This window comes from Pseudomonas sp. LB3P25 (assembly GCF_054897985.1).
The window spans coordinates 4,480,030-4,497,604 of sequence record NZ_CM142711.1; the positions used below are offsets into that span (position 1 = coordinate 4,480,030).

At 60.0% G+C, this 17,575-nt stretch carries 20 protein-coding genes; 6 read left to right on the top strand and 14 right to left on the bottom strand.

What is annotated here, in order from left to right:
- The 6 genes from benB to ACYZTW_RS20390 all read right to left on the bottom strand — a co-directional run bounded on the left by benB (nucleotide 1) and on the right by ACYZTW_RS20390 (nucleotide 5,736).
- Nucleotides 1-489 carry a benzoate 1,2-dioxygenase small subunit gene (benB, locus tag ACYZTW_RS20365; RefSeq protein ID WP_462001519.1) on the bottom strand — a complete coding sequence of 163 codons (489 nt, stop codon included), beginning with the start codon at nucleotides 487-489 and terminating at the stop codon, nucleotides 1-3.
- The gene (gene benA / locus ACYZTW_RS20370; protein ID WP_462001520.1) at nucleotides 486-1,850 is read right to left on the bottom strand and encodes a benzoate 1,2-dioxygenase large subunit; all 1,365 of its coding nucleotides are present in this window, start codon (nucleotides 1,848-1,850) and stop codon (nucleotides 486-488) included. The genes benB and benA overlap by 4 nt, the downstream gene beginning before the upstream one ends.
- Nucleotides 1,851-2,123: 273 nt before the next feature.
- Entirely contained in the window at nucleotides 2,124-3,083 is a 960-nt protein-coding gene (locus tag ACYZTW_RS20375) for an AraC family transcriptional regulator (RefSeq protein WP_462001521.1), read from the bottom strand.
- A gap of 218 nt (nucleotides 3,084-3,301) precedes the next feature.
- A complete protein-coding gene (gene catA / locus ACYZTW_RS20380; RefSeq protein WP_008154545.1) occupies nucleotides 3,302-4,231 on the bottom strand; it encodes a catechol 1,2-dioxygenase in 930 nt (309 codons plus the stop codon).
- Nucleotides 4,232-4,286: 55 nt separating this feature from the next.
- Nucleotides 4,287-4,577 carry a muconolactone Delta-isomerase gene (gene catC, locus ACYZTW_RS20385; protein WP_462001522.1) on the bottom strand — a complete coding sequence of 97 codons (291 nt, stop codon included), beginning with the start codon at nucleotides 4,575-4,577 and terminating at the stop codon, nucleotides 4,287-4,289.
- A gap of 10 nt (nucleotides 4,578-4,587) precedes the next feature.
- Complete coding sequence (locus tag ACYZTW_RS20390) at nucleotides 4,588-5,736, bottom strand: muconate cycloisomerase family protein (protein WP_462001523.1); 1,149 nt, start codon at nucleotides 5,734-5,736, stop codon at nucleotides 4,588-4,590.
- A 124-nt stretch (nucleotides 5,737-5,860) separates the two neighbouring features.
- Here ACYZTW_RS20390 and ACYZTW_RS20395 point away from each other — a divergent pair, with 124 nt between their 5' ends.
- Complete coding sequence (locus ACYZTW_RS20395; protein WP_008154539.1) at nucleotides 5,861-6,745, top strand: LysR family transcriptional regulator; 885 nt, start codon at nucleotides 5,861-5,863, stop codon at nucleotides 6,743-6,745.
- A gap of 167 nt (nucleotides 6,746-6,912) precedes the next feature.
- Here the strand turns inward: ACYZTW_RS20395 and ACYZTW_RS20400 are convergent, their stop codons facing one another.
- The 5 genes from ACYZTW_RS20400 to ACYZTW_RS20420 form a co-directional block, all read right to left on the bottom strand.
- Nucleotides 6,913-7,155 carry a DUF1652 domain-containing protein gene (locus tag ACYZTW_RS20400; protein WP_462001524.1) on the bottom strand — a complete coding sequence of 81 codons (243 nt, stop codon included), beginning with the start codon at nucleotides 7,153-7,155 and terminating at the stop codon, nucleotides 6,913-6,915.
- Nucleotides 7,156-7,273: 118 nt separating this feature from the next.
- Nucleotides 7,274-8,173, bottom strand: a complete 900-nt coding sequence (locus ACYZTW_RS20405; RefSeq protein WP_462001525.1) for a polysaccharide deacetylase family protein — start codon at nucleotides 8,171-8,173, stop codon at nucleotides 7,274-7,276.
- A 148-nt stretch (nucleotides 8,174-8,321) separates the two neighbouring features.
- Entirely contained in the window at nucleotides 8,322-8,639 is a 318-nt protein-coding gene (locus tag ACYZTW_RS20410) for an AtuA-related protein (protein ID WP_462001526.1), read from the bottom strand.
- Nucleotides 8,636-10,000 (bottom strand): acyclic terpene utilization AtuA family protein, encoded by a 1,365-nt coding sequence (locus tag ACYZTW_RS20415; protein WP_462001527.1) that lies wholly within the window; start codon nucleotides 9,998-10,000, stop codon nucleotides 8,636-8,638. Before ACYZTW_RS20415 ends, ACYZTW_RS20410 begins: the two co-directional genes overlap by 4 nt.
- Nucleotides 10,001-11,293, bottom strand: coding sequence for a CitMHS family transporter (locus ACYZTW_RS20420; protein WP_462001528.1), 1,293 nt, complete (start codon nucleotides 11,291-11,293; stop codon nucleotides 10,001-10,003).
- Between the two features lie 131 nt (nucleotides 11,294-11,424).
- On the opposite strand from ACYZTW_RS20420, the gene ACYZTW_RS20425 reads away from it, so the two are divergent.
- From ACYZTW_RS20425 to ACYZTW_RS20435, 3 genes are all read left to right on the top strand, one after another.
- Nucleotides 11,425-12,342 (top strand): LysR family transcriptional regulator, encoded by a 918-nt coding sequence (locus ACYZTW_RS20425; protein WP_462001529.1) that lies wholly within the window; start codon nucleotides 11,425-11,427, stop codon nucleotides 12,340-12,342.
- A gap of 188 nt (nucleotides 12,343-12,530) precedes the next feature.
- Nucleotides 12,531-13,211: an SOS response-associated peptidase gene (locus ACYZTW_RS20430; protein WP_462001530.1), complete on the top strand. Its 681-nt coding sequence runs from the start codon at nucleotides 12,531-12,533 to the stop codon at nucleotides 13,209-13,211.
- Between the two features lie 154 nt (nucleotides 13,212-13,365).
- Entirely contained in the window at nucleotides 13,366-14,697 is a 1,332-nt protein-coding gene (locus tag ACYZTW_RS20435; protein WP_462000820.1) for an IS4 family transposase, read from the top strand.
- 46 nt (nucleotides 14,698-14,743) lie between these two features.
- On the opposite strand, the gene ACYZTW_RS20440 is transcribed toward ACYZTW_RS20435, so the two are convergent.
- Genes ACYZTW_RS20440 through ACYZTW_RS20450 form a run of 3 tightly spaced genes read right to left on the bottom strand, consistent with a single transcriptional unit; the run spans nucleotide 14,744 to nucleotide 15,972 of the window.
- Nucleotides 14,744-14,902 (bottom strand): hypothetical protein, encoded by a 159-nt coding sequence (locus ACYZTW_RS20440; RefSeq protein ID WP_462001531.1) that lies wholly within the window; start codon nucleotides 14,900-14,902, stop codon nucleotides 14,744-14,746.
- A gap of 60 nt (nucleotides 14,903-14,962) precedes the next feature.
- Nucleotides 14,963-15,274 carry an AzlD domain-containing protein gene (locus tag ACYZTW_RS20445; RefSeq protein WP_415773983.1) on the bottom strand — a complete coding sequence of 104 codons (312 nt, stop codon included), beginning with the start codon at nucleotides 15,272-15,274 and terminating at the stop codon, nucleotides 14,963-14,965.
- Nucleotides 15,274-15,972: an AzlC family ABC transporter permease gene (locus ACYZTW_RS20450; protein ID WP_462001532.1), complete on the bottom strand. Its 699-nt coding sequence runs from the start codon at nucleotides 15,970-15,972 to the stop codon at nucleotides 15,274-15,276. The genes ACYZTW_RS20445 and ACYZTW_RS20450 overlap by 1 nt, the downstream gene beginning before the upstream one ends.
- Before the next feature lie 173 nt (nucleotides 15,973-16,145).
- On the opposite strand from ACYZTW_RS20450, the gene ACYZTW_RS20455 reads away from it, so the two are divergent.
- Together ACYZTW_RS20455 and ACYZTW_RS20460 are read left to right on the top strand one after the other, a co-directional pair.
- Nucleotides 16,146-17,081, top strand: a complete 936-nt coding sequence (locus ACYZTW_RS20455; protein ID WP_462001533.1) for a diguanylate cyclase — start codon at nucleotides 16,146-16,148, stop codon at nucleotides 17,079-17,081.
- A 102-nt stretch (nucleotides 17,082-17,183) separates the two neighbouring features.
- Nucleotides 17,184-17,558, top strand: a complete 375-nt coding sequence (locus ACYZTW_RS20460; protein ID WP_462001534.1) for a DUF2784 domain-containing protein — start codon at nucleotides 17,184-17,186, stop codon at nucleotides 17,556-17,558.
- The last annotated feature ends 17 nt before the right edge of the window (nucleotides 17,559-17,575 follow it).

A 17,575-nucleotide genomic window follows, 5' to 3' on the forward strand; every position in this document is an offset into this window, starting at 1 on the left:
TCACAGGTGGTAAACATCGATGACCTGGCGAACGTAGTCGTTCTTCAGGATCACTTTCTTGGCCTTGATCAGCGGGTTTTCACCGCGCACATCGAGGGTGTAGAAACTGCTGCCGAAATAGCTGTCGACGGTCTTGTAGCGAAAGCTCAGGGTGTGCCAGTTGAAGCGCACCTTGCAGAAGCCGTCGGCCTGTTCGAGCAGCTCGATGTTGCTGATGTTGTGCGAGGTGCGGGTGTCCGGAATGCTCGCGCTGGAACGCTCGGTCTTGATGCGGAAGACGCGGTCTTCCAGACCGGTGCGGTTGCCGTACCAGATCAGCGAGATTTCCCGCTGCGGGTCTTCGGTCAGCTCGTCGTTGTCGTCCCAGGACGGCATCCAGAACGTGGCATCCGGGGCGTACAACTCCAGCCATTCGTCCCATTGGCGGTCATCGAGGTAGCGTGCTTCGCGGTAGAGAAAATCGCGCACGGCGTCATAGGTAATGGTCATCGCACGGCCTCCACTGCAATCAGTTCGGACTGCTCGGCGGCCAAGGCCTTGAGCATGGTCTGCTGCCAATACTTGTGTTGCAGCACGAACAGGCCCTCGTCTTCGGTGCGCACGCCGCTGAGCAGCGGGTTCAGGTCGATCTCTTTGGCCGTCTCATCGGCGCCTTCGATCCAGTGCTCGGCGCCACGGGACATGTCGTTCCAGGTGGTCACGCTGCCCTGATAACTGGTCTGGCAGGAACGAAACTCTTCCAGGTCGTCTGGAGTGGCCATGCCACTGACGTTGAAGAAGTCTTCGTACTGACGAATCCGGCTCGAACGGGCGTGGTCGCTTTCGCCTTTGGGGGCGATGCAGTAAATGGTGATTTCCGTGCGGTTGACCGAGATCGGCCGGGCGATGCGAATCTGCGAACTGAACTGGTCCATCAGGTACACGTTCGGGTACAGGCACAGGTTGCGCGAGTTCTCGATCATCCAGTCGGCGCGGGCCTTGCCGAAATCCTCTGCCAGTTCATCGCGACGTTCGTACAGCGGGCGATCTTCAGGGTTGGCCCAACGGGTCCAGAGCAGCATGTGACCCTTGTCGAAGGAATAGAAACCGCCGCCCTGTTTGGCCCAACTGCCGGCACTCATGGTCGGGTTGCTATCGCCGGCCTCGCGCTGTTTGCGCTGGTTCTGGGTGGCGGCGTAGTTCCAGTGCACGGAGCTGACGTGGTAACCGTCGGCACCGTTTTCGGCGGTGAGTTTCCAGTTGCCTTCGTAGATGTAGCTGGAGGAACCGCGCAGCACTTCCAGGCCATCGGCGGACTGGTCGACGATCATGTCGATGATCTTCGCCGACTCGCCCAGGTGTTCAACCAGCGGCACGACATCAGCCTTGAGGCTGCCAAACAGGAAGCCGCGATAAGACTCGAAGCGCGCGACTTTGGTCAGATCGTGGGAGCCTTCACAGTTGAAGCTCGCCGGGTAGCCCGCTTCGGCCGGATCCTTGACCTTGAGCAGCTTGCCGGAGTTGTTGAAGGTCCAGCCGTGGAACGGGCAGGTGTACGAACTCTTGTTGCCAGACTTATGCCGGCACAGCGTCGCGCCGCGATGGCTGCAGGCGTTGAGGAACGCATTGAGCTCACCGTCCTTGTTGCGCGCGATGAAGATCGACTGACGCCCCATGGTGGTGGTGTAGAAATCGTTTTTGTTGGGGATCTGGCTTTCGTGGGCCAGGTACAGCCAGTTGCCTTCGAAGATGTGCTGCATCTCGAGATCGAACAGCCGCGAGTCGGTGAACATCTCGCGCTTGCAGCGATAGATGCCCTGTTCTTTGTCATCTTCGAGCAGGGAGTGAAGGTATTCGGGTCGCAGGGACATGGCCGCCGCCTCCATTGTTTTTATTCAGGCAGGGCCATGCTAGGACGGGGGGAAGTGGCGGAATATCCGCTGGGTGCAGACCTGTATCCGTTTACTGCAAACGGCCCACTTCCTGTAGCAGCTGCCGAGCCTGCGAGGCTGCGTTCGAGTGCGAAGCGCTCGCCAAGGAACAATGCGGTCTGCTTGAAATACCGTGCGAGCCATTTTGCGAGTGCTGCGCACTCGAACGCAGCCTCGCAGGCTCGGCAGCTGCTACAGGTGCTTTGCGGTGTTTCAGTGCCGGCGTTTGAGGGTGTCGGACGGCAGTTCGCCAAATTGCTTGCGGTAGCTGTCGGAGAATCGGCCCAGGTGCAGGAAGCCGTAATCCATAGCCACTTCCGTGACATTGCGCACGTTGCAGGTCGGGTCGCTCAGGCAGGCGTTGATGCGCTCAAGGCGTTTTTGCCGGATGTAGTTTTTCGGCGTGGTGCCGGCGTTGCGTTCAAACAATCCGTACAACGACCGCAGACTCATCCGCGCCTGGCGTGCCAGTTCTTCGCTGTCGATGTCTTGTTTGAGATGGCCCGCAATGTAGTCGGCAATCACCTCGAACGTGGCCGTCTGTGAGCCGAGACTGATCCGGCTGACATTGGTCTTCATCAGGCTGAGCATCTTGCTGACGATGATCTGAGCGTAGTGCTCCTGCACCCTGGGAATCTGCTCGGTGGCCTCGGCTTCCTGGCAAATCATCGCCAGCAGACCGACAAAGCCTTCCAGTTCATTGAGCTGATAACGGTTCTCCAGAAACCGCACGCCCTGCCCCGGATACCGCCAGCGCTGTTCATCGCACACGGATTCCAGCAACGGGGTGGGGACTTTCAGGATGAATTTTTCGCAATCGTCAGAGTAGGTCAGGTCCACCGAATCGTCGGGATTGATCAGCAGCAACTCGCCGGGCGCGAAGTAGTGTTCCTGGCCATGACCGCGCCACAGGCAGTTGCCGCGCAGCAACACTTGCAGGTGATAGATGCTTTCCAGGGCACCGGAGGTGACCCGTACGCTGCCGCCATAGCTGATGCGGCACAGGTCGAGGCTGGCAAACTTGCGGTGATTGAGGCTGGCCAGCGGTCGCCCGGCCCGGGGCATCAGAATGCAATGATTACCGACATGCTGATTGACGTAGCCCGACACCGCGTAAGGGTCGGCGTGGTCGAATACGGTGCTGCGCTGACTCAACAGTTGCGCTTGCATCATCAGGTCACTCTCATTGTTGTTATCGATTGCGTCGGGGCATTCTAAGGCACTGCTAGCAACGGAGTGTCAGTTGACCGACGTGCTGCCAGTCGGTTAACCGAATCCCCTTGTGGGAGCGAGCCTGCTCGCGAAAGCGGAGTGTCAGTCAACGTTGATGTTGAAGCTGATGCCCCCTTCGCGAGCAGGCTCGCTCCCACACAGTGGATCCTGTCGCGCGATCAGTCCTCGAGTGCGCGGACCCGTTCGTGGCGTTGCTGCTCGTCGGGTTGTGCGGAGGTCTGCAAGGTGAAATCGAAGTCGATTTCGGCAAAACGGCCGCTCACGCCATGGGCCGCTGCGCGCTGTGGATCATCGCTGAAGGTGATCTTCGCGATCAACTCGTCACGGGTGGCATAGGCGAAATCGTCGTGCAGGTATTGATCACCATCGAGGTTGATCTGGGTGGTCAGGTGACGATGATCCGGCGCGGAAATGAAGAAGTGAATGTGCGCCGGCCGCTGGCCATGACGGCCCAGTTGATCGAGCAGTTGCTGGGTCGGACCGTCCGGCGGGCAGCCATAGCCCGACGGCACGATGCTGCGAAAGCGATAACGACCTTCGGCATCGGTGACGATGCGGCGACGCAGGTTGAACTCCGATTGAGTGGTATCAAAGTAGGAGTAAGTGCCGCCGGTGTTGGCGTGCCAGACATCCACCACCGCGCCGGCCAACGGTTCGCCGGCGGTGTTCTTGACCTGGCCCTGCATGAACAGCACCACACCCGGATCGACGCCGTCATCCAGTCGCGCTTCGCCTTCCGACAGCGGCGCACCCGCCACGTACAGCGGCCCTTCGATGGTCCGCGGTGTGCCGCCGGCCTTGCCGGCCTGCTCGTCTTCGGCGTCCATCAACAGGTCGAGGTAATGCTCCAGACCGAGCCCGGCCACCACCAACCCGGCCTCTTGACGCGCACCCAGCACGTTGAGGTAGTTGACGGCTTTCCAGAACTCTTCCGGGGTTACGGCCAGGTCTTCGATGATGTTCACCGAATCACGCAGGATGCGGTAAACCAGGGCCTTGACCCGCGGGTCGCCGGCGTCGTTGAGCAGACCGCTGGCCTCTTCGAGAAACTTCTGGACACTGGCAGTGTGGGAAATCTTGACGTTCATTTTGGTGGGTTCCTCATCTTGTAATTATTAGCGTAGCGAACTGAACAGGCTGGGCTCAGCGGTCATCCTCGCGGATGGAAGAAGGATGCCGGCACATCGCGTCGACCTCGATCGCCATGTACGGAAACAGCGGCAATTGCATGAGCAGGTCGTGCAGTTCCTGCACGCTGTCGACATCGAAAACGCTGTAATTGGCATAGTGCCCGGCGATGCGCCACAGGTGACGCCACTTGCCTTGCTCTTGCATGCGCTGGGCCAGGGCTTTTTCGTCAGCCTTCAATTTGGCGGCTGCTTGCGGATTCATATCGACCGGCAGGTTCACGGTCATTTTTACGTGGAACAGCATAATGCTCTCCTCAGGCTTGATGAATGGCAGTAGACGTTTTGTCACGACGGAAGAACGCCAGACGTTCTTCATCGAGGCTCAGGCCCAACCCCGGTGTTTTCGGCACGTGCAGCTCAAAATCGCGATAGACCAGCGGTTCGCTGAGAATGTCTTCAGTCAGCAGCAGCGGGCCGAACAGCTCGGTGTCCCACGCCAGTTTGTTCAGCGTGACAAAGGCATGGGCCGAGGCCAGGGTGCCGATGCCACCTTCGAGCATGGTGCCGCCGTACAGGCCGATACCGGCCGCTTCGGCAATCGCAGCGGTTCGCAACACGGCGCGTGGGCCGCCGTTCTTGGCGATCTTCAAGGCAAACACCGAGGCCGCGCCTTCACGAGCCAGGTTGAAGGCATCTTCCACGCATTCGATGGATTCGTCGGCCATGATCGGCGCCGGGCTCATGGCATTCAGGCGCGCCATGCCGGCGCGGTTGTTGCGCGAAATCGGCTGTTCGATCAGGTCGATGCCGTTGCTGCCGAGGATGCGGCAGGCGCGCAACGCGACCGCTTCGTCCCAGGCCTGATTGACATCGACCCGCACGCTGGCGCGGTCGCCCAAGGCTTTCTTGATCGCAATAACGTGGGCCAGGTCGCGATTGACCTCACCAGCACCGATTTTCAGTTTGAAGATCCGATGGCGACGCAGGTCGAGCATTTTTTCCGCTTCGGCGATGTCCTTGTCGGTGTCGCCACTGGCCAGGGTCCACGCCACTGGCAGGGCATCGCGAACGCGGCCGCCCAGCAACTCGCTGACCGGCAGCCCAAGGCGTTTGCCCTGTGCGTCGAGCAAGGCGGTTTCGATACCTGATTTAGCGAAAGTGTTGCCACGGATGCTGCGCTCCAGGCGCAACATCGCGGCATTCACGTTGGAGCTGTCCTGGCCCAGCAGCAGCGGCGCGAAGTGTCGGTCGATGTTGGTCTTGATGCTGTCAGGGCTTTCGTTGCCGTAGGCCAGGCCACCGATGGTGGTGGATTCGCCAATACCTTCAATGCCGTCGGCGCAGCGCACGCGAATGATCACCAGGGTCTGGTTCTGCATGGTGTGCATCGCCAGCTTGTGCGGGCGGATGGTCGGCAGATCGACGATGATCGTCTCGATCGATTCAATGGCAGTTGCAAGCATGTCGATACCCGTCAGGTTCTTAAAGTTCTGGAACCGATTCTGGTACGGCTTTTTTCGGGAAGCCAATATAGAATTGGTCTGACTTGATACCTTTAAGGTATGCAAACTGGTTTCCGGAGGCCCCATGGAACTGCGTCACCTGCGGTATTTTCAGGTGTTGGCTCAAACCCTCAACTTCACCCGTGCCGCCGAGCTTCTGCACATTGCCCAACCACCCCTGAGCCGGCAGATGCAGCAACTGGAGGATGAACTCGGGGTGTTGTTGCTGGAACGCGGGCGGCCGCTGAAGCTGACCGACGCCGGCCGGTTTTTCCATGAACACTCCACCGCCCTGCTCGAGCAACTGAGCAAGGTGTGCGACAACACGCGACGGATCGGTCTGGGTGAAAAGACCTGGCTGGGCATCGGTTTCGCCCCGTCAACGCTTTACGGCGTGCTGCCGGAACTGATTCGCCGTTTGCGCAGCGGCGAGCCCCTGGAACTTGAACTGGGGCTCTCGGAAATGACCACGCTGCAACAAGTGCAGGCGCTCAAGGCCGGGCGTATCGATATCGGTTTCGGCCGAATTCGCATCGATGACCCGGCGATCATCCAGACTGTGTTGACCGAAGATCGGCTGGTCGCCGCCCTGCCCGCCGGCCATCCATTACTGGCCGGGCCGATCAGTCTTCGCGAACTGGCGAAAGAACCCTTCGTGCTGTACCCCGGCAACCCGCGTCCGAGCTACGCCGACCATGTGATCGCGCTATTCGAATCCTATGGCGTGAGCATCCATGTGGCGCAATGGACCAATGAGCTGCAAACAGCTATCGGTCTGGTGGGAGCGGGAATCGGCGTCACCCTGGTGCCGGCCTCGGTGCAATTGCTGCACCGCGACGACATTGGTTTCACGCCGCTGCTGGAAGACAACGCGACCTCGCCGATTATTCTCAGCAGGCGCGTGGGCGACGTATCGCCGGGGTTGAATCATTGCTTGCAGATGATTGATGAACTGCAACCGCGGGCCTGACCCGAATGCCAGCTGCAATGCGATCCGTAGCAGCTGGCGCAGCCTGCGTTCGGCTGCAAAGCAGTCGTAAAACCGGTATCCACGGCTCACCTGAAACACCACAGTGCCTGATTTCACGACTGCTACGCAGCCGAACGCAGGCTTCGCCAGCTGCTACATAGTCCACTTCAACCGGCAAACGCCCGACGACCGGCACGCATTTCAATACGCAACTCGCCAATCAGGTTGGAGATATCGCGAACGGTGGTCAGCCGTGCTGGCGATACTCTGGTGATCAACAGATGAATTCGCCCGGTGGCGGGTTCGTAGACTTTGATCCGTAACGTTCCGTCGGGATTCACCGTGCAGGCACAGGAAAGCGGTTGAAAACCGGACTCAACAATGCGGCAAAGCTCAGGAACTGAAACCATGATTGGCGCCTCCGTGGCAGTTAATCGGATCCAACTTTCTCAGCATAGATGCGCTTTTCCCATCCTGCGCCCGCCAATGCTCAAAAAAATGTTAGCTGTTTCTCACTTTTGAGCCCTTTCAGTGAGCATCCCCATCCCAGATCCAGTTCCAGAGCCCCGGCAATTTAACCGGCTGTGAATTGTCGCGAACAGTACGCGCCATGGCGGCCCGTTGCAGCGCTGCCGTGTCGTCGTAAAACGGCTTTTCTGCGGTTTTCACACCGGTAGCCTGTGCGCTGTCGAGGAGGATTTGCAGGTATTCCCGAGCATGCCGGGCGGTGTAGCGATTGAGGTCGTGGAACGTCACCACCACCGGAATCACCCCGTCCACCACCGGTAACTCGCCAAGGGCGATGCGCTCGCGCACTTCGGACATTGTGCGCAAGAAGTGGGCCCGCCGCCGGGGGCTGGCGTTGAAGCCCCAGATCTTGCCGTCATTGGCGCTCAGATCGGTGAGCAATACGTGCATGCCGTGCTGCTGATAGGCGGTGAAGACCCGTTTGTCGTAGTTCCAGAATGGCGGACGTACCAGGGTCGGCGGCGCGCCGGTGATCGCGGCGATGTCGGCGCTGCCCTTAGTCAGCGACTGCTCCAGCTCCTCCGGACTCAGAGACCGATGATTGGTGTGCGAGTGGGTCGCCGTGTGGAAGCCCAGAATCTGCCCTTCTGCGTGTTCACGGCGCATGACCTCGCGACCGATGTCACTGTTGCCCGCCCGCGGGGCACCGGTCTGCACGAAAAACACCGCTTTGAGGTTCGGTTGCACCGGGTTAGTGGCCAGACTGTCGAGCACCGTCATCGTCGGATTCCAGAAACTCGAAGCGCTGGGACCGTCGTCGAAGGTCAGCAGAAAACGGATCGGTGGTTGCGCGCTCAGACGCTGTTCGGTCTGCGGCGTCATTTCGATGGGGGAAGCGATGCACCCAACCAGCCCTGTGGCGATGATGAGTGCAAAGAGAACCTTGAACCGCTGTTTCATGTTTTGCCTTGGGCCAGACCGTTACGGTCAACACGTCAAAGGGCAAAAATCCTTCGCCCGTTCATCCTTCGTCGGCCCGCAGGTCGCAGCGGACCGAGGTTGGATAAGGGTACACAGTGTTTGGTTCCAGTGCTGCCTCATCGCGCGTTCATAGCTCCAGGTCGAGCAACGCCGCACCCAGCGCTTTGCCGTGGGCATCGAGCGCCAGGGAGCGGGTCACGCCGCCGCGCAGAATGCCCGGCAAGACGAAATTGAGCGCATGGACGTTCGGCAACTCATAGCGTCGCACCGGTGGACTGTGTGGGCCGAGCAGTTCGGCGAAATGTTCGGTCACCCGCTCCACCGTCAGCCACTGACACAGTCGCGGATAGTCTTCGGCACGAAAAGCAATCACCGAGATGTTGGAGGTATCGCCTTTATCGCCCGTTCGAGAGTGGGCCAGTTCACGCAGTTTGATGCGACTCATGCGCGGTCCTCCAAATGAACCTGCAGAGTGACGGCATCGCGCGGCAGCAACAGCGAAGCCACCGCCACCACCTGCCGCACCGACTTGCTGGCCCCACCACCGCCGTAAGGGCCATTGGTGTAGAGGGTTTCCACTTCATTGCCGATCCGCAGCGCTTCGGCGCGATCGGCGCAACGTGCTGCCACTCGCAGGCGCACTTCCCAGGGTTCACTGTCCGTGCGTGAACCCAATTCAGTACCGTGCAAGGCATCGACGCCGATCAACTCAGCGCGGATCTCCTCAAACACCACGCCCGTCAGCTTCAAGCGTTCCAGTACCACATCCCGCGCCAATCGCCCTCGCGCCAACGCGCCCGGCCCGCCATAGGAGATCTGGCCTTCACCGATCCAGCCATCGAGATAACCCACCGAGACTTTCAGTGACGGCGGTCGTGCCCGGCCATCGGCGCCTTGGGCCAACACCCGGTCCGGCCCTTGAGCCGTGAAGGACACACCCGAAAAATCGGCACTGACATCCGGCGTCAGGTAGGCGGCCGGGTCATGCACTTCATAGATCATCTGTTCGGTGCAGGTCGCCGTATCGATGCGTCCGCCAGAGCCGGCGACTTTACTGATCACCGCGCGTCCCGTGGCATCCACCTCGGCCAGTGGGAACCCCAGGCGCGCCAGGTCCGGCACATCCTTGAACCCCGGATCGGCAAAATAGCCACCGCTGATCTGCCCCGCACACTCGAGCAAATGCCCCACTAGCGTGCCGCGCCCCAACAGCGGCCAATCATCCGCCGCCCAGCCGAATTCGAACATCTGTGGTGCAAGGAACAGCGAAGGGTCTGCCACACGGCCGGTGATGATCACATCGGCATCGGCGTGCAATGCGTCGATGATACCTTCCACACCCAGATACGCATTAGCCGAAATGACACGATCACCCAGGGACGCCAACGTGCTGCCGTTATCCAGGGTCTGCGACAGATCGCGCAACAGTGTCGCCAGCACATCGTCACCGGTCAGCGCCGCCACTTTCAGCCCCGACAAACCCAACTGTGCGGCGATCCGTCGGACTTCACGTGCCGCGGCCAGCGGATTGGCCGCGCCCATGTTGGTGATCACCCGCAAACGTCGGCGCTGGCCATCGGCGCCACGACCGACAAAGGGCAGCACGCGGCGCATGCGCTCCCCCAGCAACGGGTCGAAGCCCGCTTCGGGGTCAACCAGCCGCGCTTGCTGTGCCAGGGCAATGGTGCGCTCGGCCAGGCATTCGAACACCAGATAATCCAGCTCACCGAGCTCGGCCAGTTCGATGGCCGGTTCGATGCGGTCGCCGGAGTAACCGGCACCGGAACCGATGCGTAAGGTTTTCATTCAGAAGACTCCAAGAAGCAGCGCTGTCAGGGTCATGAGCACCGAGGCCGCGAACAGAAAAGGGATGGTGAAGCGCTGGTGATCCGCCAGTTCGACCTTGCACAGCCCCACCAGCAGAAAGGTCGCGGGGGTCAACGGGCTGACCGGGAACCCGGTGGTGTGCACCCCCAGCAATGACGCTTGGGCCACTTGCACAGGGTCGACACCCAAGGCCCGGCCGACTTCAGCCACCACCGGCATGATGCCGAAATAGAAGGAGTCGGGATCGAAGAGCAGGCTCAAGGGCATGGAGATAAAGCCCACCACCATCGGAATCAACTTGCCATGCCCGGCGGGAATCTGCGCGACAGCAACCTCGGCCATGGCCTTGAGCATGCCGCTGCCCTGCATGATCCCGGTAAACACACCGGCCGCCAGAAGAATGCTGGCCATGGTCAGCGCCGTTTTCGCATGGGCGTCGATGCGTGCACGTTGGGCATCGACGTTGGGGTAGTTGAGGCACAGAGCGAGCACGGTACCGAGCATGAACATCACCACAGGGTCCACGATCCCGGCAATCATCACGCCCATCACCACCACGGTCAGCACCAGATTGACCCAAAACAGGTGCGGCTTGCGCAGTACGACCTCGGCGTCACTCAGCACCCGTTTCGGCATCACGTCCACCGACGCCCCGGCGCCAAGACCCAAGCGCCGCTCTTCGCGACGACCGAGGAACCAGGCGCAGGTGAAGACGAACCCCAGCCCCACGATCTGCACGGGAATCAGTGGTTGAAACAAGTCGGCCACCGGCACATGCAATGCCGCCGAAGAACGCAAGACCGGGCCGGTCCAGGGCAGGAAATTGACCCCGGCGGCCATGGCCGTGACGCAGGCCAGAATGCGTTTATCCATACCCAGCCGCGTGTACAACGGCAGCATGGCCGGGATGGTCACCAGGAAGGTGACGGCCCCTGAACCGTCCAGATGCACCAGCAACGCCAACAGCGCGGTGCCCATGACAATGCGCGTCGGGCGGGTACCCACTCGGTGCAGGATCCGGTCGATAATCGGGTCCAGCATGCCGGCATCCGTCATTACGCCGAAGAACAGAATCGCGAACACAAACATCCCGACCACGGGGGCGACGTTCTTGATACCGGTGATGATGAAGGCACTGGTCTGCAGACCAAATCCGCCGATCAGTGCGGCGATGATTGGCAGGGCGATCAGCGCAACCAAGGGTGACAGGCGTTTGCTCATGACCGCAGCAAGCAAACAGAGAATGGTAATGACACCGAGTGTGGCAAGCATGGGCAGATCCTGTTCGTCATCTCTGATCGCCTGGGCGAAGAGACGCGCTGTTGTTGTTTTCACCGAGTATTGGAATTGCAGGTAATCTTTGTAAATTGAAATGTTCGGCAGCCAGCATTCGGAAAAACAAAATGAAGAACTCGATCCAACACATCCGCGCCTTTCTGGCCGTCGCACAAACCGGCAGTTTTTCCAGGGCGGCGGTGGCGGTGAACCTCTCGCCTTCGGCGTTGACCGTGCAAATTCAACAACTGGAGGATTGGCTCGGCGTCGCTCTGCTCGAACGCAGCCCACGCCACGTCGGCCTCACCAGCGCCGGGCAAAGTGCATTGCTGCCGATGGAGAAGTTGCTGCTGGACCTTGAAAACATCGTCACCGCCTCGCGGGACCTGGCGTCGTTGCGCCGCGGCGTCGTGACCATCGCCGCCCTGCCCTCGCTGTGCGCCTCAACCCTGCCACCGCTTCTGAAGCAGTTTCGCGAGCAGTTTCCGGGCGTGGAAGTTCGCCTGCGGGACGTCGTCGCCCAACGCATCGACGCGCTGGTACGCGATGGCGAGGTGGATTTTGGCCTCGGCGTCCGGGCACGAATGAGCCATGGGCTGGAATTTCAGGTGGTCATGGAAGATCGGCTATGTCTGTTCATCCCTGTCGATCACCCGCTGGCCAAGCGATGCTCAGTCACCTTGGGCGAGCTGACGGGTCAACCGATCATCCTGACCGGGCGCGACAGCAGCGTGCGCGAATTGGTCGAGCAACTGTTCGCCGACGCACAACTGCCGTTGTCGCCGGGACTGGAAGCCAATTACATGTCGACGGTGCTGGCGCTGGTGCGTCAGGGGCTGGGCATGAGCCTGCTGCCTGAGTCGGCGGACGACGGGCGCGATGACCTGGTCAAAGTGCCGGTGGATCATCCGGGCATCACACGCTCTATCGGCCTGATCACCCGCACGGGTCAGGCCATGGCGCCCGCCGCGCTACGGTTCATCGAGAGGCTGCAAAGCACCTCGACCGGCGTGCAGAAATCCGGGCAAGAAGCGACCCGGCGATGACGCAAAGCTGCACGTTTACTCCGCAATCGCTAGCGACCGCACGTGCTGTTGCTCGACAACCCCTTCCGCTCGGAGGACGCCTTCACCGGAATGAAATGGCATGACCTGAGCAACTAAGCTGAAATCTCCAGCCAGCGCTCTTCAATCAGAGCTCTTCAACCGGAGCTCTTCAATCAGAGAATCAGCCTATGTGCGGACGCCTGTCGCAGTACCGTGGCATTCACGATTTTGTCGCGGTGCTGAGCATCCCCGACGCGTTGATCAACCACGTCGGTGATGAACCGCTGGCCCGCTACAACGCGGCGCCCACCACGCAACTCGCCCTCCTGCATCTGGAGAGCAACGGCTTGCACGCCGACTTTCAGCGCTGGGGATGGCGGCCGCACTGGGCGAAGGATCGGGCGGCACCGATCAATGCACGGGTCGAAAAAGTCGCCCACGGCCCGTTCTTCCGGGCGATCTGGCCGCACCGCGCAATCGTGCCGATCGACAACTGGTTCGAATGGGTCGACGCCGGGGATTCGACGAGGCAACCGTGGCTCATCCGCCGACGGGACCGGGCGCCGATTTTATGCGCGGCGATCGGACAGTTTCCCGGCGCGAGTGGTGAGCCGCGGGCCGACGACGGTTTTGTGATCATCACCGCCGACAGTGCGGGCGGCATGCTCGACATTCATGACCGGCGCCCCGTGGTGCTGTCTGCGCAATTGGCGCGGGAATGGCTTGACCCGGCCACACCTAAAGAACGCGCTGAGCAGATGGCGCTGTTGCAGGGTGAAGTCAGCGAGGTTTTCGAGTGGTACAAGGTGGGCAAAGCGGTGGGCAATTCAAGAAATCAAGGCGCGGCACTGATTGATAAAACACCCTGAACGTATCAATACAGACATAAACGCATTCGATCTGATTTAATAATCGCCCAACGAAAAGCCCCGCTTGATAGCGTAATGCTGTTCACTTAAGCATTTGAGTCCTAGCTGGGCTTATCCGAAAATCCGATGCCAGACCTCTGGCATCGGATTTTTTATGTCTGTTCAACAGGACCTGCTCGACCTCGGCGACCTTTTCAACTTCTGCGACCTGAGCACCTTTACCCAAAACATCCCCATTGAGTGGGTAGCCTCTGCGCTGGATCTTTCCAGTCAGGCCACCATTCGCCGACGTCGCTTGCCTGCTGACCAGGTGCTTTGGCTGGTGCTCGGCATGGCGCTGTTTCGTGACGAACCCGTTCACGAGGTGGCCAGACGCTTGAACATTTGCGCCCAAGGCCTGGCCTCCGACCACCTGTTGGCCCGTAGCGGTGTAACCGAAGCTCGAAAGCGGCTCGGCGCCGATCCTGTTGAGTGGTTGTTCCGCAAGACGGGTACCCAATGGGGTGCAGAGCGCTATAGCGGTGACGCCTGGCACGATCTGCAGGTGTTCGCGGTAGACGGTGCGCTCTTGCGCACTGCGGATACGCCCGAGCTTCGGGATCACTTCGGCTCGGGAAATACTTCGACCGACCGCCAGACACCGTTTCCCATGATGCGTCTTGTGGCGTTGATGAATGTACGCTCGCACTTGATTCTGGATGCGCAATTGAGTCCCTACCGGCGCAGTGAAATGCGCTTGGCCGATGAGTTCCTGCAACAGATCCCCAACCACTCGGTGACGCTGTTCGATAAAGGGTTCTGGGGGGCTGAAATGCTGTCGAGCCTGAGCAAAGCCGGGATCAACCGTCATTGGTTGATCCCGGCCAAAAAAGGCATGGTCTGTGAGGAAGTGGCCCGTTACGGCCAGCACGACCGTTTGGTGCGCATGAAAGTCTCGCCGCAGGCTAGAAAGCGCATTCCGACTCTTCCAACGCACTGGGAAGCCCGCGAAGTCAGCTATGAAATTCAAGGCAAGCTAAAAACCGTCATGACGTCGTTGCCGGCCGATACCTACAACACCAAGGCGGTTGCCAGGCTTTATCAGGAGCGCTGGGAAATTGAATTGGGCTTCAGGGACATCAAGAGCTCGATGCAACAGAACGCAGTGACCTTGCGCAGCAAAAAAGTCGATCTGGTCTATCAGGAGGTATGGGGACTCTTGCTGGCTTACAACGTAATTCGTCGGGAAGCCAGTCAGGCGGCGGTGGCGTTTGGTCGAGCGCCATCGGACATCCGTTTCAAACCGGCCTGCCAGTACATCGCAGTCCAACTGATCGTCATGGCAGCGGCTAACCCGGTTTCAGCGACCGGGAGACGATTGGCAGAGTTGAGGGCAGGTATCGGAGGATTGTTTCTGGACCACCGCCCCAGGCCTTCGAGGCCAAGGACGGTGAAGATCTCAAAGACCCGGTTTCCAGTGGACCGTAAGGCTGCTCCGCTTAAGTGAACAGCATTACGCTTGATAGCGGGGCTTTTTTGTATGTGCAAATCGGTCAAGGCTTCAGCGGACGCTCCTGGTCGCGATCTGACAACTCTTTACCGTCGTCGGGGTGCTTCCAGTCCGGCGTCGAACGCCGCTGCCGCTCGATCTCCTCTTCCGTGGGTTCATCCACCTCTTCATCCGGGTCCGGACGCTTTGGATCATTTGCCATGCTCACCTCTCTTCCTGAAGGGATCTCCATTAAGCGTAGAACAGTTTCGACGGGAACGACTTAGAGCCACCAACGCAGCAAAAAGAAAAACCCCATGCTCAACAACATGCTGAGCAAGGTATTGCGGGTGTAAAGCACCAGCCCCACCGCCACCAGCGAACTGATCAAGTACGGGTTGTCCCACTGCAGATTCAGCTGCTTGTCCGGCATGAACACGATCGGCCCACAGATCGCCGTCAGCATGCCCGGCACCGCAAAACCCAGGAACTGCCGCGCATTACTGCTCAAGCGCAAGGGCAGCCGCGGCTCCAGAAACACATAGCGGTTGAGGAACACCAATAGCCCCATGCCAAAAATAACCGCCCAGACCATCATGTGCGTCCACCGTAGAATTTGTTGCAGATAAAGCCTGCGGTCATGCCCGCCAGCCCCGACAGCACCAGCGCCGAGCCCCATTGCCAGTAGCTGAATAGCACCGAGCAGAACAGCGAAACCGCCACGCACACCACGGTCGGCACGTTACGCACCACCGGGGTGATCAGGGCGATAAAAGTCGCCGCGATGGAGAAATCCAGCCCCAGATGTTCCAGCCCTGGAATGCTGCTGCCCAGCACGATGCCGGCCAGGGTGAAGAGGTTCCAGGCGATGTAAAACGTCAGGCCGACACCCAACGCGTACCAGCGGTTGAACTGTTGTTTGTCATGCTGACTAGTCAGGGCGAACAGCTCATCGGTGAGCAAAAAACCGAGTCCCACACGCCAGCGACCCGGCAACGGCGAAATCACCGAACGCAGGCTCATCCCGTAGAGCAAATGCTGGGAGGTCAGCAGCAGCGTGGTCAGCAGAATCGAAAAGATCCCGGCACCGCCCTTGAGCATGCCGATCGCCACCAGTTGCGCCGCCCCGGCAAACACGATGCCCGACAACCCCTGGCCTTGCAGGGGCGTGAGATTGGCCTCGATGGCCATGGAACCGGCCAGCAGTCCCCAGGGCGCGGTGGCCAGGGACAACGGCATGATCGCCGCAGCGCCGCGAAGAAAGGCACTGCGCGGCATGAGTGAATTGGACATAACGCTCTACAACCAGGGAAAGACCTCAGACTGTGCCAGCAGTCGCGGCCGCTGGCTTGAACAATCTTGCGCACTTGTGCCGCGAACTTGTTCCATTCATCGGCTGCACGCTTGATTCACCACAGTAGTAGCAACATGATGGCACTGCATTTCTCCTTGAGGCCAGGCCCTTCATGAGCTCAATCGAAACCGACAGCGACGTCTACAAAACCCTGCTTGAGTCGACCAAAGCGATTCCATGGCGAATCGACTGGAAGACCATGACCTTCAGCTACATCGGTCCGCAGATCGAGCGTTTGCTGGGCTGGAAACAGGACAGTTGGGTGGGGGTCAATGACTGGGTCGAGCGCATGCACCCGGATGATCGCGACTACGTGGTGGAGTTCTGCGTGTCGCAATCGCGGGCGGGTGTGGATCACGAGGCGGACTATCGGGCACTCACCCACAATGGCGACTATGTGTGGATTCGCGATGTGGTGCACGTGGTGCGCAAGGACGGTGAAGTGGAAGCGCTGGTGGGTTTCATGTTCGACATCAGCGAGCGCAAGAAAACCGAGGAACACCTGAGTCGCCTGCAAAAGCAACTCGAAGAATATTCATTCCAGGATGGGCTGACCGGCATCGCCAACCGGCGCATGTTCGACACCGTGCTGGAGCGTGAATGGAGCAGCGCGCAACGCACGGGATCAGCGCTGTCGCTGCTGATTCTGGATATTGATTACTTCAAACAATTCAACGACCACTACGGGCACATCAAGGGTGACGAATGCTTGCGGCGCGTCGCTCAGACCTTGTCTCTGGCGGCCAATCGGCCACGGGATTTCATCGCGCGGATCGGCGGTGAAGAGTTCGTCTGGCTGCTGCCGGAAACCGATGCCGAATCCGCAAGGCTGGTGGCGCACAAATGCCTGCAGCTGATTCGCCAGCAGCAAATCCCCCACGAGTTTTCCGCGGTATCAACGCTGCTGAGCCTGAGCCTGGGTGTCGGCACCACCACTGCACCGTTGCACGCGACGGCGCTGGAATTCGTCGAACAGGTCGACAAGTTGCTCTACAGAGCCAAGCACAACGGCAGGATGCGTGCGGAGTTGGCTGATTTTCGCGATTGACGAAGGGCGTGCTCGCAGCGCTGAACCGCAAACAATCGATAGAGCGCGAGCAACCCGCCCGAGTACCATGGAACGATTGGCATAACGCGTCAGGGAGTCGACATGCTCTATCGAATCGCCGCCGACGGGCTGGTCCTGTTTCATCTGTTGTTCATTCTGTTCGTGCTGTTCGGCGGGCTGCTGGTGCTCAAATGGCGCCCCCTGGTCTGGTGGCACCTGCCCGCGGCTGCGTGGGGCGTGTCGGTGGAAGTCTTCCACCTGAGCTGCCCGCTGACTCAGTGGGAAAACCTCATGCGCGACGCGGCCGGGCAAACCGGCTATAGCGGCGGTTTCATTGAACAGTACGTGTGGCCGGTCATTTACCCGGCGGGCCTGACACCGGCGATTCAGCTGGGACTGGGCAGCGTGGTGCTGACGATCAACGTGCTGGTCTACTTTAGGTTGATCAGGTTGTGGAGGTTACGTCGAGCCACCTGAACCCGACTCAAGGATTC

Excerpts from the sequence above, each read along its gene's own strand:
- benB (WP_462001519.1), bottom strand. The coding sequence starts at position 489 with ATGACCATTACCTATGACGCCGTGCGCGATTTTCTCTACCGCGAAGCA.
- benA (WP_462001520.1), bottom strand. The coding sequence starts at position 1,850 with ATGTCCCTGCGACCCGAATACCTTCACTCCCTGCTCGAAGATGACAAA.
- ACYZTW_RS20375 (WP_462001521.1), bottom strand. The coding sequence starts at position 3,083 with ATGATGCAAGCGCAACTGTTGAGTCAGCGCAGCACCGTATTCGACCAC.
- catA (WP_008154545.1), bottom strand. The coding sequence starts at position 4,231 with ATGAACGTCAAGATTTCCCACACTGCCAGTGTCCAGAAGTTTCTCGAA.
- catC (WP_462001522.1), bottom strand. The coding sequence starts at position 4,577 with ATGCTGTTCCACGTAAAAATGACCGTGAACCTGCCGGTCGATATGAAT.
- ACYZTW_RS20390 (WP_462001523.1), bottom strand. The coding sequence starts at position 5,736 with ATGCTTGCAACTGCCATTGAATCGATCGAGACGATCATCGTCGATCTG.
- ACYZTW_RS20395 (WP_008154539.1), top strand. The coding sequence starts at position 5,861 with ATGGAACTGCGTCACCTGCGGTATTTTCAGGTGTTGGCTCAAACCCTC.
- ACYZTW_RS20400 (WP_462001524.1), bottom strand. The coding sequence starts at position 7,155 with ATGGTTTCAGTTCCTGAGCTTTGCCGCATTGTTGAGTCCGGTTTTCAA.
- ACYZTW_RS20405 (WP_462001525.1), bottom strand. The coding sequence starts at position 8,173 with ATGAAACAGCGGTTCAAGGTTCTCTTTGCACTCATCATCGCCACAGGG.
- ACYZTW_RS20410 (WP_462001526.1), bottom strand. The coding sequence starts at position 8,639 with ATGAGTCGCATCAAACTGCGTGAACTGGCCCACTCTCGAACGGGCGAT.
- ACYZTW_RS20415 (WP_462001527.1), bottom strand. The coding sequence starts at position 10,000 with ATGAAAACCTTACGCATCGGTTCCGGTGCCGGTTACTCCGGCGACCGC.
- ACYZTW_RS20420 (WP_462001528.1), bottom strand. The coding sequence starts at position 11,293 with ATGCTTGCCACACTCGGTGTCATTACCATTCTCTGTTTGCTTGCTGCG.
- ACYZTW_RS20425 (WP_462001529.1), top strand. The coding sequence starts at position 11,425 with ATGAAGAACTCGATCCAACACATCCGCGCCTTTCTGGCCGTCGCACAA.
- ACYZTW_RS20430 (WP_462001530.1), top strand. The coding sequence starts at position 12,531 with ATGTGCGGACGCCTGTCGCAGTACCGTGGCATTCACGATTTTGTCGCG.
- ACYZTW_RS20435 (WP_462000820.1), top strand. The coding sequence starts at position 13,366 with ATGTCTGTTCAACAGGACCTGCTCGACCTCGGCGACCTTTTCAACTTC.
- ACYZTW_RS20440 (WP_462001531.1), bottom strand. The coding sequence starts at position 14,902 with ATGGCAAATGATCCAAAGCGTCCGGACCCGGATGAAGAGGTGGATGAA.
- ACYZTW_RS20445 (WP_415773983.1), bottom strand. The coding sequence starts at position 15,274 with ATGGTCTGGGCGGTTATTTTTGGCATGGGGCTATTGGTGTTCCTCAAC.
- ACYZTW_RS20450 (WP_462001532.1), bottom strand. The coding sequence starts at position 15,972 with ATGTCCAATTCACTCATGCCGCGCAGTGCCTTTCTTCGCGGCGCTGCG.
- ACYZTW_RS20455 (WP_462001533.1), top strand. The coding sequence starts at position 16,146 with ATGAGCTCAATCGAAACCGACAGCGACGTCTACAAAACCCTGCTTGAG.
- ACYZTW_RS20460 (WP_462001534.1), top strand. The coding sequence starts at position 17,184 with ATGCTCTATCGAATCGCCGCCGACGGGCTGGTCCTGTTTCATCTGTTG.